At 60.4% G+C, this 11,895-nt stretch carries 12 protein-coding genes; 9 read left to right on the forward strand and 3 right to left on the reverse strand.

Going from position 1 to position 11,895, the window contains the following annotated elements:
• Window positions 1-69 precede the first annotated feature (69 nt).
• Genes phnG through HHJ16_RS14065 form a run of 7 tightly spaced genes read left to right on the forward strand, consistent with a single transcriptional unit; the run spans window position 70 to window position 5,885 of the window.
• A complete protein-coding gene (gene phnG / locus HHJ16_RS14035; RefSeq protein ID WP_296901551.1) occupies window positions 70-519 on the forward strand; it encodes a phosphonate C-P lyase system protein PhnG in 450 nt (149 codons plus the stop codon).
• Window positions 516-1,115, forward strand: coding sequence for a phosphonate C-P lyase system protein PhnH (phnH, locus tag HHJ16_RS14040; protein ID WP_296901553.1), 600 nt, complete (start codon window positions 516-518; stop codon window positions 1,113-1,115). The genes phnG and phnH overlap by 4 nt, the downstream gene beginning before the upstream one ends.
• A 1-nt stretch (window position 1,116) precedes the next feature.
• A complete protein-coding gene (locus tag HHJ16_RS14045; protein WP_296901554.1) occupies window positions 1,117-2,265 on the forward strand; it encodes a carbon-phosphorus lyase complex subunit PhnI in 1,149 nt (382 codons plus the stop codon).
• Window positions 2,265-3,191, forward strand: coding sequence for an alpha-D-ribose 1-methylphosphonate 5-phosphate C-P-lyase PhnJ (locus HHJ16_RS14050; RefSeq protein ID WP_296901556.1), 927 nt, complete (start codon window positions 2,265-2,267; stop codon window positions 3,189-3,191). Before HHJ16_RS14045 ends, HHJ16_RS14050 begins: the two co-directional genes overlap by 1 nt.
• Window positions 3,188-3,994, forward strand: a complete 807-nt coding sequence (phnK, locus tag HHJ16_RS14055; RefSeq protein WP_296901558.1) for a phosphonate C-P lyase system protein PhnK — start codon at window positions 3,188-3,190, stop codon at window positions 3,992-3,994. The genes HHJ16_RS14050 and phnK overlap by 4 nt, the downstream gene beginning before the upstream one ends.
• Window positions 3,995-4,031: 37 nt before the next feature.
• The gene (gene phnL / locus HHJ16_RS14060) at window positions 4,032-4,730 is read left to right on the forward strand and encodes a phosphonate C-P lyase system protein PhnL (RefSeq protein ID WP_296901559.1); all 699 of its coding nucleotides are present in this window, start codon (window positions 4,032-4,034) and stop codon (window positions 4,728-4,730) included.
• A gap of 15 nt (window positions 4,731-4,745) precedes the next feature.
• Entirely contained in the window at window positions 4,746-5,885 is a 1,140-nt protein-coding gene (locus tag HHJ16_RS14065) for an alpha-D-ribose 1-methylphosphonate 5-triphosphate diphosphatase (protein ID WP_296901560.1), read from the forward strand.
• 52 nt (window positions 5,886-5,937) lie between these two features.
• Here HHJ16_RS14065 and gorA read toward each other — a convergent pair whose 3' ends face one another.
• Window positions 5,938-7,311, reverse strand: coding sequence for a glutathione-disulfide reductase (gorA, locus tag HHJ16_RS14070; RefSeq protein ID WP_296901562.1), 1,374 nt, complete (start codon window positions 7,309-7,311; stop codon window positions 5,938-5,940).
• Between the two features lie 182 nt (window positions 7,312-7,493).
• Between gorA and dbpA the strand changes: the two genes are divergently transcribed.
• Complete coding sequence (gene dbpA, locus HHJ16_RS14075; RefSeq protein ID WP_296901564.1) at window positions 7,494-8,903, forward strand: ATP-dependent RNA helicase DbpA; 1,410 nt, start codon at window positions 7,494-7,496, stop codon at window positions 8,901-8,903.
• 110 nt (window positions 8,904-9,013) lie between these two features.
• Window positions 9,014-9,748 carry an SDR family NAD(P)-dependent oxidoreductase gene (locus HHJ16_RS14080; RefSeq protein WP_296901565.1) on the forward strand — a complete coding sequence of 245 codons (735 nt, stop codon included), beginning with the start codon at window positions 9,014-9,016 and terminating at the stop codon, window positions 9,746-9,748.
• 205 nt (window positions 9,749-9,953) lie between these two features.
• Here HHJ16_RS14080 and HHJ16_RS14085 read toward each other — a convergent pair whose 3' ends face one another.
• Both HHJ16_RS14085 and HHJ16_RS14090 read right to left on the reverse strand, forming a co-directional pair.
• Entirely contained in the window at window positions 9,954-10,934 is a 981-nt protein-coding gene (locus HHJ16_RS14085; RefSeq protein WP_296901860.1) for a branched-chain amino acid ABC transporter permease, read from the reverse strand.
• Window positions 10,935-10,964: 30 nt separating this feature from the next.
• Window positions 10,965-11,849: a branched-chain amino acid ABC transporter permease gene (locus tag HHJ16_RS14090; RefSeq protein WP_296901567.1), complete on the reverse strand. Its 885-nt coding sequence runs from the start codon at window positions 11,847-11,849 to the stop codon at window positions 10,965-10,967.
• Between the last annotated feature and the right edge of the window lie 46 nt (window positions 11,850-11,895).

Genomic DNA, 11,895 nt, shown 5'->3' on the forward strand with positions numbered 1-11,895 from the left:
CGGCGAGTGCTGGTGGCCACTGACTTAACTCTAATGACTGATTTAGACATCTGTATGACAAACCAGGCAATGACTCCAAACAATGAGCAACGCAGGCAATGGCTGGGAGTGCTCGCAAGAGCCAGCCGGCCGGCGCTCGAGGACGCGTTGATGCGGATGGCGGACTTGCCACCGATCGACTACGTCAGGCCAGCCGAGTCCGGCATGGTCATGCTGCGTGGGCGTGTCGGGGGCACCGGCGATGCGTTCAATCTCGGAGAGGCCAGCGTAACGCGCTGCGCCTTGCGGGTCGGTGCTGGCGCGCTGGGCGTGGGTTATGCGCTCGGTCGTGACCGCCGCAAGACTGAGCTGGTTGCCATTTTTGATGCGTTGTTGCAAGACGAGGGACGACAGGCCCGGACTGAACGCGAGGTGATTGAACCGCTAGCCCAGCAGCAGCACGCGCAGCGAGATGCGACCAGCCGCTCGGCGGCCTCGTCCAAAGTCGAGTTTTTTACGTTTGTCCGGGGCGAGGCATGAGTCAAAGGAATTCACTCAGTGCCGGTTTTGCAGACCCGGTGCATGACGCCCAAAATGCCTTTCGCCGCGTCCTTGATGCACTCTCGCGGCCGGGGCGACCGGTGGTCCTTGGCAAGCCACTGAGAGGCCTGGCGCTCGGTCCGGCGATGGCCCACCTGCTGTTGGCGTTGACCGATGGCGACACCGCCGTGTGGTGGCAGCAAAACAATCGCGCTGCCGCAGAATGGCTGCGCTTTCATACGGGCGCACCCCTCGCTGCCACGCCACGGGAGGCAGCTTTTGCGGTGCTTGGCGACGCCGCCACTTTGCCGCCGCTCGACACCTTCGCAGCGGGCTCGGCAGACTCGCCCGAGGGCTCTGCGACGCTGCTGGTGGAGGTGCCTTCGCTGGAGGCCGGACCGGCTGTGGAATGGGGGGGACCCGGTATACGGGAAATGCAGACGGTTCGGATTGCCGGGCTAGCCGATAATTTTTGGGCGCAATGGCAAGTCAATCACGCCGCCTTTCCCCAAGGTGTGGACATCGTGTTCACCTGCGCCGACGCAGCGTTGGGTTTGCCGCGCACGACCCGTGTACGGCGTCTGGAAGGGCTCTAGCATGTATGTTGCAGTCAAAGGCGGCGCTGCTGCCATCGAAAGCTCCTGGCGCTTGCTGGCCGAGCAGCGTCGCGGCGATGTCGCGCTGCCGGAACTGTCGGTCGCGCAAATCCGTGCGCAATTGTCGCTGGCGGTAGACCGCGTGATGTCCGAGGGTTCGCTGTACGACCCTGAACTGGCGGCGCTAGCGATCAAGCAGGCGAGCGGCGACCTGATTGAAGCCATTTTTCTGTTGCGTGCCTACCGAACTACATTGCCGCGCTTTGGCTACAGTCTTCCGCTCGATACCGCGCAGATGCAACTGGTGCGCCGGGTGTCAGCCACCTTCAAAGACGTCCCCGGCGGACAGATTCTGGGGGCAACCTACGACTACACGCAGCGCCTGCTCGACTTTGCCTTGCTGGCGGACGGCGACACGGCCAGCCGTACTGGTGAATCGGCCTCAGCCACAGACCTGTTGCCGACCGCCATGCCGCGCGTCAATGAGCTGATGGCGCGTGAAGGTCTGATCGAAACGGCGCGCCCCACGGCGGAGCGTGAACCTAGCGATCTGACGCGCGAGCCCTTGATGTTTCCAGCGGCGCGGCCGGTACGACTGCAGGCCTTGGCGCGGAGTGACGAAGGTTGGCTGTTAGGACTGGGTTATTCAACCCAGCGCGGCTATGCCAACGCCCATCCTTTTGCCGGTGAAATCCGGCGCGGCACGGTGTCGGTAGAGCTGCTTCCCGATGAACTCGGATTTTCAATTGACATCGGTGACGTTGAAGTCACCGAGTGTCAGATGATCAATCAGTTCGCCGGCAACCGCGAGGTGCCACCGCAATTCACGCAGGGCTACGGCCTTGCCTTCGGCGGCGGGGAGCGAAAAAGTATGGCGATGGCGCTGATTGACCGTGCCCTGCGTGCCGGAGAGTTCGGGGAGTTGGTCGTAGCACCTGCGCAAGACCAAGAGTTTGTGCTGTCGCACGGGGACAGTCTTGAGGCCTCCGGTTTTGTGCAGCACTTGAAGCTGCCGCACTATGTGGATTTTCAATCCGAGCTGGAACTGGTGCGCAAGCTCCGTGCGGTCCATGCGCAACAGAATAGCGCTGAGAAAGAGTATCAACAAGCCGGCCCGAACCAGGCTGCCACGAAACAGAAGGCCGCCTGATGGATCAGCATTACAACTTCGGATTTCTCGACGAGACGACAAAGAAAATGATTCGCCGCGCGCTTCTCAAGGCGGTTGCGATTCCTGGCTATCAGGTTCCTTTTGGCTCACGCGAAATGCCTTTCGCCTACGGCTGGGGCACCGGCGGCGTTCAGGTCACGGCCAGCATCATCGGACGTAAGGACGTTCTCAAGGTGATTGACCAGGGCGCTGATGACACCACCAATGCGGTCAATATCCGGCGTTTCTTCGCCCGCACTACCGGCGTACCGACCACTGAAAAAACAGCCGACGCCACCATTATTCAGACCCGCCACCGCATCCCCGAAAAGCCGCTCAAGGAAGGGCAAACCATCGTTTACCAGGTGCCCATGCCGGAACCTCTTTTCCGGCTGGAGCCGCGCCGCCGCGAAACCACTACCCTGCACGCGCTGGCGGAATATGGCCTGATGAACGTGAAGCTGTATGAAGACATCGCGCAACTCGGAGCAATTTCCAAAACCTATGACTATCCGGTGCTGGTCAACGAACGCTACCTTGCCTCGCCTTCGCCGATACCCAAGTTTGACAATCCGAAGATGCACATGAACCCCGCGCTACAACTGTTCGGGGCCGGTCGGGAGAAACGCATTTACGCGATTCCGCCCTACACCGCCGTTCGCAGCCTGGATTTCGAGGACTATCCGTTTCAGGTGCAGCGCTGGGAGCATGCCTGTGCGCTGTGTGGCGCCACCGATAGTTTTCTCGACGAAATGATTGTGGATGATGAAGGCAGCCGGCTTTTTGTCTGCTCGGACAGCGATTTCTGCGGCGAACGACGCGATGCCGGGCAAGTGGGGGTTCAACAGGCCGTGAAGCTGTCGGACGCTTTGGTAGAACGGCAACAACCCGCCCATGCGGCCGCGGCAGGAGGCGATGCGGCATGACCAATAAGCTACTTTTATCCGTCCGTGGCGCTGGCAAGCAGTTCATGCAGGGGAGCCGTTTGCGCTGGGCCTGCCGAGACGTTAGTTTTGATCTTTACCCGGGGGAGGTGCTCGCGGTGGTGGGTGAATCCGGCTCCGGCAAGTCCACGCTGCTGCGTTTGCTGGCGGCCCGTCTGGCCTGCGACGAGGGGTCGGTGCATTACGACGTGCGGGACGAATCCGGCACGGCCGCAGCGGGCCTGGCAAGTCTGGCGCATCTGTCTGAAGCACGCTTGCGCTGGCTGGCGCGCACCGACTGGGGCTTTGTCGAACAGCATGCGCGCGACGGTTTGCGGATGAACGTGTCCGCAGGCGCCAATATTGGTGAACGCATGATGGCCTTGGGGGCACGTCATTACGGTAAGCTGCGTTCGGAAGCGCTGAGCTGGATGGAGCGCGTCGAACTGGAGGTGGGCCGGATCGACGATCTGCCCGACACCTATTCGGGCGGCATGCAACAGCGGCTGCAGATTGCGCGCAATTTGGTGACCCATCCGCGCCTGGTGTTCATGGACGAACCGACGACCGGGCTGGACGTCTCGGTCCAGGCGCGGCTGCTGGATCTGCTGCGCGAGTTGGTGGATCAACTGCAATTGGCGGCGGTGATTGTGACGCACGATCTGGCCGTCGCCCGCTTGCTGGCGCACCGCATGCTGGTCATGAAAGACGGCCGGGTCGTGGAGCAGGGGCTGACCGACCGCGTGCTCGACGACCCACAGCATCCCTATACCCAACTGCTGGTTTCCTCGGTCCTCACGCCGTGAGCCCCTTGCGTTACCCCGCTTCACTCTGATCCCTCCCATGACGGCCCTACTTAAAACCACTGATCTTTCTAAAACCTTCACGCTGCACGGGCGCGGTGGCCTTGAGCTGCCGGTGTTTGCCGATATCAATTTGAGCGTGCGCGCTGGCGAGTGCATGGCGCTGACCGGGCACTCTGGCAGCGGCAAGAGCTCCCTGCTGCGCTGTCTTTACGGAAATTACGGCGCCAGCAGCGGCGAGGTCCTGATTCGACATCAGGAGCGCTGGATCAACCTGTCGGGTGCGGCACCGCGAGAAGTGTTTGAAGTGCGGCGCCGCACGCTCGGCTACGTGTCGCAGTTTTTGCGTGTGATTCCCCGCGTTTCGACATTGGACATCGTGGCCGAGCCGCTGCGGCGACTTGGCGTGGCGGCCGATATTGCACGCGATCAGGCGGCTCAATGGCTGAGCCGCCTCAATTTGCACGAGCGCCTGTGGCACTTGCCACCGGTCACCTTTTCCGGCGGCGAACAGCAGCGCGTCAATATTGCGCACGGTCTGATTGCCAACCAGCCGGTGTTGTTACTCGATGAACCCACGGCCTCGCTGGACGCAGACAACCGCCGCGTTGTGGTGGAACTGATTCGTGCGGCGTGCGCGCGGGGTGCCGCAGTGGTGGGCATTTTCCATGACGATGAAGTACGCGAGGCGGTGGCGAGTCGCTGCCTTGACGTCGAGCAATACCGCAACCCTGTTTAACCCGGATCCAAGCGTATGACACAACGAATCATCAGGAACGCAAAAATCGTCACTGCCACGGAAGAGTTCACCGGCTGCATGGTGATCGAAGCCGGGGTCATTCTGTCCATTGAGCGCGGCGATACCTCCGTGTCCGGTGCCGAAGACTGGGCCGGCGACTGGCTGCTGCCCGGCCTGGTTGAGCTGCACACCGACAATCTGGAAAAGCATCTGGTGCCGCGTCCCGGCGTGATCTGGAACGCGCATTCAGCCACGGTCATGCACGATGCGCTGTGCGCGGCGGCCGGCATCACGACGGTGCTGGATTCGATTGTTATTGGCGACCTGGAGCAGGGCGGTGCACGCAGTCAGACGCAGCACGTGTCGATACAGGCCCTGCACGAATGCCTCGACGAGGGCCTGCTGCGGGTCGAGCATCTGCTGCACCTGCGCTGCGAGGTCGCCGCCCCGGATATTGTGGAGGTGTTTGAGCAGTACGCCGACGATTCTCTGGTGGAACTGGTCAGCTTGATGGATCACACGCCCGGTCAGCGGCAGTGGCGCGACCTCACAAAATACCGGCGCTATTCCGAGCGCTACGGCCGCTTCGACGACGCAGAATATGAAGCCTTGGTGGTCAACCTCAAATTCTATCAGGAGCGCTACGCGGTGCCCAGCCGGGCTGCCATTGTTGCCGCCAGCCATGCGCGCAGTCTGCCGCTCGCCAGCCACGATGACACCGAAGTGGCGCATGTGCAGCAGGCCAGCCAGGAACGCATCGCCATCTCGGAATTTCCAACCACTCTGGCGGCCGCCAGGGCGGCGCGCGCGGCCGGCATGCGCATTGTCATGGGAGGGCCCAACCTGGTTCAAGGCGGTTCGCATTCGGGCAATGTTTCAGCCTCTGAACTGGCCCGGCTCGACTTGCTCGACATTTTTTCATCGGACTACGTACCCGCCAGCTTGCTTCAGTCGGCCTTTTTGCTGCGCGATACGGTCGGCTGGAGTCTGCCGAAAGCCGTTAACACCGTCACCCGCAACCCGGCCCGCGCGATTGGCCTGACTGACCGGGGTGAACTTGCCCCGGGTCTTCGCGCCGACTTGATTCGGGTCAGGATGAGCGCTGACATGCCCATTGTTCGGGGGGCATGGCACAAGGGCGAGCGGGCGTTTTAACGGTTATGGCCCGTAGGTAGCGGTAGCCTCATGTTAGAGGCTCGCCGCTGCGTCACATGCTTACGGCTTCGCGCATCGTCACAAACTCTTCCGCCATCGTGGGGTGAATGCCAATCGTGCTGTCAAAAATGGCTTTGGTGGCGCCGGCTTTCATCGCCACGGCAAAGCCCTGCACGACTTCGCCGGCGTCCGGCCCCACCATGTGCAGGCCGACCACCCGGTCGGTTGCGTCTTCCACCACCAGCTTCATAAGCGTGCGTTCGGTGCTGCCGCTCAGCGTGTGCTTGAGCGACTTGAAATCGCTGCGATAAACACTGATCTTGCCAAATTTTTCGCTGGCATCGGCTTGCGAAAAACCGACCGTGCCAATATTCGGGTGGGTAAACACCGCCGTTGGAATAAAGTCATAGCTCATGCTGCGCGCTTGTTTTCCTTCAGCCGGGCCGAACAGCTGGTCAACCACCACCATCGCCTCGCCCAGGGCCACCGGCGTGAGTTGCATCCGCGCCGTCACGTCACCGAGCGCATAAATGGACGGCACGGACGTTTGGTACCGGTCATTCACCTGAATTGCGCCAGCCGCGTTTTGCTTGACACCGGCCGCTTCCAGGCCCAGGCCCTCGACCAACGGCACCCGGCCAGTGGCATACAGCACGGCATCGACGGTGATGTGGCTGCCATCGAGTAAGCGCACCTGTAGTTCTGTGCCGCTGCGATCGATGGCAGCGACGTCGGTGTTGAGGTGTAGCGTCACGCCGGTTTTGACCATTTCGCTGGCAATGAAAGCGCGTACGTCATCATCAAAACCGCGCAGCACCTGATGGCCCCGGTAAAGCTGCGTGACTTTCGAGCCCAGGCCGTTGAAGATCGACGCAAATTCGCAGGCGATGTAGCCGCCGCCCACCACCAGCAGGCGCTGCGGAAACGGCGATAGGTCAAACATCTCGTTTGAGCTGATGGCGTGTTCGCAGCCCGGAAACTCAGGAATGCTGGGCTTGCCACCGGTTGCGATCAGAATATTTTTGGCGCTGTAGTGCTGTCCGTCAACTGCCACCGTATGGGCATCGACCAGCGTGGCCCAGCCGGTGATGGTTTGAACGCCTGCGCTTTTAAGCAGTTGTACATAAATGCCGTTCAAACGTGAAATTTCCCGGGCGCGATTGATTTTCAGGGTTTCCCAGTTCAGCTTCGGGGCTTCGCCGACCCAGCCAAAACCGTGGGATTCTTCAAAGCTTTCGGCGAAGTGCGCCGCGTAGCTGTAGAGCTTTTTCGGGATGCAGCCCAGGTTGACGCAGGTGCCGCCCATTTCTGCAACTTCAGCCAGTGCTACGCGGGCACCCCGCTGCGCCGCCATGCGTGCGGCGCGGACGCCGCCGCTGCCGCCGCCGATAACGAAAAGATCAAAATCAAAATCAGAGGTCTGCATGCGCGTTTCTTTCGGGGCTAGGGGTCACGGTGCTTTTTAGATTAACACCACCCGGGTGGGGTAGTCGCCAGGCAGGGTCATTGCGCAACGCCCAGGTGTCGGAAATGACCGATCAGGCACACGCTGTGGGGTCTCGACCGGTCGGTCGCGGCTTGAACGGAGCGTCCACCGATAATCCAGGCATGACCTCTTCTTCCTCCGATTTCAGTACCTTGTCTTTGCCGGCCCATGTGCTGGCCAACCTTCAGCAGCTCGGCTACCTGCGCATGACGCCAATTCAGGCCGCCAGTTTGCCCGTGGCACTGTTGGGCAAAGACCTGATTGCCCAAGCCAAAACCGGCAGTGGGAAAACCGCTGCGTTTGCCCTTGCGCTGCTCGCCAACCTGAATGCCAGGCGTTTCGCGGTGCAGGCCATGGTGCTCTGTCCGACCCGTGAACTGGCGGACCAGGTGACGACTGAAATCCGCCGTCTGGCGCGCGCCGAAGAAAACATCAAGGTCGTTACTTTGTGCGGTGGCGTGGCCTTGCGTGGGCAAATTGCCAGCCTGGAACATGGCGCGCATATTGTGGTGGGCACGCCGGGGCGCATCATGGATCATTTGGAGCGCGGCAACCTTAATCTCGAGGCCATGAACACGCTGGTGCTGGACGAGGCCGACCGCATGCTCGACATGGGTTTTTTCGATGACATTGCCACGGTCGCCAAACAATGCCCGAAAGAACGGCAAACCCTGCTGTTCTCTGCAACTTACCCAGAGGGTATTGCCAAGCTCAGTCAGCAGTTCATGAAGAGCCCCCAAACCATCACGGTGCAGGCGCAGCACGAGAAAAGCAAAATTCACCAGCGCTGGTACGAGGTGCCGGACAGCGACCATGACGAAGCCCGGCTGAATGCGGTCGGTTCGGTGCTCAACCATTACCGGCCCGCCAGTACCCTCGCTTTTTGCAATACCAAGGCGCAGTGCCGCGCCCTGGTGCAGTTGTTGAAAAGCCAGGGCTTCAGCGCGCTGGCGTTGTATGGCGAACTGGAGCAGCGCGAGCGCGACCAGGTGCTGGTGCAGTTTTCCAACCGCAGTTGCTCGGTGCTCGTGGCCACCGATGTGGCGGCGCGCGGGCTGGATATATCGCAGCTGGAAATGGTTATTAATGTCGATGTGACGCCGGATGCCGAGGTGCACATTCACCGCATTGGCCGCACCGGCCGCGTTGATGAAGAGGGCTGGGCGATCAGCTTGGTCACCATGGATGAGATGGGTTCAGTGGGAAAAATCGAACAGCTGCAGAAAGTCGAATCCGAGTGGCATAAGTTGTCCGAACTCACGGCCACCAGCCAGGAACCGCTGCAGCCGCCCATGGCGACGCTGCAAATCGTCGGCGGCCGCAAGGAAAAAATCCGGGCTGGCGATGTCTTGGGGGCGCTGACTGGTGAGGCTGGTTTCACGCGCGAGCAGGTAGGCAAGATCAACGTGAACGAGTTCTCAACCTATGTGGCGGTGGACCGCAGGATTGCTTCCGAGGCGTTGCATAAACTGACGACGGGCAAGGTCAAGGGAAAAAGCGTCAAGGTGCGCCTGCTGGATGGTGAATCCTGATAAAACCTCTGAGTAGGGCGCAGTCAAACCTGCTGGTAGCTTTTGTACAGCGCTCACAAGCAGCGATCTAGACCGTAACCAATGGGGATGGTATGCAACTGGGCGATCCGATGAACGAAAAGACCACCCGCCAGTCGGGCATCGCGTTGGTGATAGGCGCTGGCGGGGGCTTGGGAGCGGCGCTGGTGGAACGACTGGCTCAATCCGGGGATTCGGTCGGCGCCTACCAAGCGGTGCTGTCTCTTGGGCGCAGCACTCATCCGCCGCTCGACTATGGTGATGAGGCCAGCGTTTTGGCGGCCTCGCGCTGGGTTGCGGCGCGGTGCGCCGATTTACAGGGTGAACTGCGCCTCCTCGTGGTGGCCAGCGGGTTTCTGCATGGCGAGACCGGCCAGCCGGAGCGCAGCTGGACCCAGTTGGATGCGGATTATCTGAGCCAGGTATTTCGCATCAACGCCATTGGCCCGGCGCTGGTGATGAAGCATTTTTTGCCTCTATTTCCAAAACACGGGCGTTGCGTTGCGGGTTTTGTTTCTGCGAAGGTCGGCAGCATCGGCGACAACGCCCTTGGCGGCTGGTACGGCTACCGCGCATCCAAGGCCGCCCTGAATCAGCTTGTAAAAACGGCGTCGATCGAGCTCGGCAGGTACAACCGGCAGGCGATTTGTGTCTCGCTGCATCCTGGCACGGTGGACACCGCACTGTCGCGCCCGTTCGCCAAGACCGGTCTTACCGTGCGACCCGCACCCGAGGCGGCGGAAAATCTGTTGGACGTGCTGGCAGCCCTCACGCTGGCGGACACGGGCGCCCTGATCGACTACCAGGGCCATCGACTGCCTTGGTGACATGCAGATCAGTAAAAAGTGACTGATTCTCTTACTGGGAAAGTTTGAGAAGCTACAAAATAAATAGCGCTTGTGCCATGTAGCGGGTCCTCATGGCGGTCCTCTAACGTTACCGGTCCCTGTCAACCCAGCGCTGCGAACGGCTGAGGGTGAAACGTTTCCAGAGGTGCGAAAGAGGGGCGGTGAATGGCCACCACCCTTCAGATCAAGCGCCGGATTCTTTGGCGAGCTTCGCGGCAGCGCGCCGGCGTTCCAGATACGCCTGCAACTCGCCCACCACGCCTTTGCGGAAAGCCAGCACGCAGACCACAAAGATGGCACCGATGATCACCGTGACCCAGGAACCCACTTTGTCGGCCAGTACGTTTTGCAGCGAAATCACGACGCCTGCGCCAAAGACTGGACCAAGAAAGGTGCCCACGCCGCCGAGCAGCGTCATCAAAATGACTTCGCCCGACATGGACCAGTGGACATCCGACAACGAGGCAAATCCCATCACCAGCGTTTTGAGCGAGCCCGCCAATCCGGCCAGCGCCGCCGACAGCACGAAAGCCAGCAGCTTGTAACGGTCTACCTGATAACCCAGCGAAATGGCGCGCGGCTCGTTTTCCCGGATCATTTTCAGCACTTGCCCAAAAGGCGAGTTCACGATGCGCGAGATGAACAGGAAGCACAGCACAAAAATGGCCACCACAAAATAATACAAGGCGGCGTCGGATTCAAGTGAGAACACGCCAAACAGCTTACCGCGCGGGACGCCTTGCAGGCCATCCTCACCGCCCGTAAAGGGCGCTTGCAAGCAGACGAAGAACACCATCTGTGCAATGGCCAGTGTGATCATGGCAAAGTAAATGCCCTGGCGCCGAATGGCGACCAGCCCCACCACCAGACCAATCAGGCCCGCCGCCACCGTACCCGCGAGAATTCCCAACTCCGGCGTCCAGCTCTGCGATTTGATGAACCAGCCAGTAACGTAGGCGGCCGAGCCGAAAAATGCAGCGTGACCGAACGACAGCAAGCCGGTATAGCCCAACAGCAAATTGAAGGCGCAGGCAAACAACGCGAAGCAAAGCAGCTTCATGACAAACACGGGGTACAGCCCGATCACGGGGGCCGCCAGCATCAAAGCCAGCAATGCGATGTACGTGATGCGGGTAATATTTTTGTATTTTGCGACTTGGGTCATGGGTACGGTATTTGCAGCTTCAGTCATGGCTCATGCCTCCTTGCCAAAGAGGCCGTTCGGCTTGACCATCAGTACCAGCACCATGATGACGAAAACCACAATGTTGGACGCTTCAGGATAAAAAACGCGGGTCAGCCCTTCCACCAGTCCCAACGCGAGGCCGGTAACCACGGACCCCAAAATTGAACCCATCCCGCCGATCACGACCACCGCAAACACCACAATGATCAGGTTCGAACCCATTAGCGGGTTGACCTGAATGATCGGTGCGGCCAGTACGCCCGCGAGCCCGGCAAGCGCAGCCCCCGCGCCATAAGTGCACATCACCATCACCGGGACGTTGACGCCGAACGTCTGCACCAACGCTGCATTTTCAGTACCGGCGCGCAGGTAGGCACCCAGTCGGGTCCGTTCGATCAGAAACCATGTGCCCAGGCAGACGACCAGCGACACCAATACCACCCAGGCGCGGTAATTCGGCAGCACCATGAAACCCAGGTTGGTGGCGCCCGACAACAATTCTGGCACTTCATAATTTTGGCCCGATGCGCCAAACAGTTCGCGGAAAATGCCCTCTGTAATCAGCGCAAGGCCAAAGGTCAGCAGCAGTCCGTAAAGTGGATCGAGCTTGTACAGGTGCCGAAGAAACAGCCGTTCAATCAGTACCCCCAGCACGCCAACCGCGAGTGGGGCCAGCACCAGTGCATACCAGTAATTGAGGCCAAACTTGTCGAGCAGGATCCACGCGGCGAAGGCGCCCAGCATGTAGAGCGCCCCGTGTGCAAAGTTCACAATGCCCAGCAGGCCAAAAATGACCGCCAGCCCCAGGCTGAGCAAGGCATAAAACGCGCCATTGACCAGACCCAGCAAGAGCTGACCCATAAAAGCTTGCAGGGGAATACCAAAAATTTCCATGGAGGCCCGTCGGTTCTCGCCTTGAGAATATGAAAAGTGAGAAATC

Source organism: Polaromonas sp. (assembly GCF_012927485.1).
Taxonomy (GTDB): domain Bacteria; phylum Pseudomonadota; class Gammaproteobacteria; order Burkholderiales; family Burkholderiaceae_C; genus Polaromonas.

What these genes read in the sequence shown, in the direction of transcription:
- HHJ16_RS14090 (WP_296901567.1), bottom strand. Translation starts at nt 11,849, where the DNA reads ATGGAAATTTTTGGTATTCCCCTGCAAGCTTTTATGGGTCAGCTCTTG.
- HHJ16_RS14045 (WP_296901554.1), top strand. Translation starts at nt 1,117, where the DNA reads ATGTATGTTGCAGTCAAAGGCGGCGCTGCTGCCATCGAAAGCTCCTGG.
- HHJ16_RS14065 (WP_296901560.1), top strand. Translation starts at nt 4,746, where the DNA reads ATGACACAACGAATCATCAGGAACGCAAAAATCGTCACTGCCACGGAA.
- phnK (WP_296901558.1), top strand. Translation starts at nt 3,188, where the DNA reads ATGACCAATAAGCTACTTTTATCCGTCCGTGGCGCTGGCAAGCAGTTC.
- gorA (WP_296901562.1), bottom strand. Translation starts at nt 7,311, where the DNA reads ATGCAGACCTCTGATTTTGATTTTGATCTTTTCGTTATCGGCGGCGGC.
- phnH (WP_296901553.1), top strand. Translation starts at nt 516, where the DNA reads ATGAGTCAAAGGAATTCACTCAGTGCCGGTTTTGCAGACCCGGTGCAT.
- dbpA (WP_296901564.1), top strand. Translation starts at nt 7,494, where the DNA reads ATGACCTCTTCTTCCTCCGATTTCAGTACCTTGTCTTTGCCGGCCCAT.
- phnL (WP_296901559.1), top strand. Translation starts at nt 4,032, where the DNA reads ATGACGGCCCTACTTAAAACCACTGATCTTTCTAAAACCTTCACGCTG.
- HHJ16_RS14080 (WP_296901565.1), top strand. Translation starts at nt 9,014, where the DNA reads ATGAACGAAAAGACCACCCGCCAGTCGGGCATCGCGTTGGTGATAGGC.
- phnG (WP_296901551.1), top strand. Translation starts at nt 70, where the DNA reads ATGACTCCAAACAATGAGCAACGCAGGCAATGGCTGGGAGTGCTCGCA.
- HHJ16_RS14085 (WP_296901860.1), bottom strand. Translation starts at nt 10,934, where the DNA reads ATGACCCAAGTCGCAAAATACAAAAATATTACCCGCATCACGTACATC.
- HHJ16_RS14050 (WP_296901556.1), top strand. Translation starts at nt 2,265, where the DNA reads ATGGATCAGCATTACAACTTCGGATTTCTCGACGAGACGACAAAGAAA.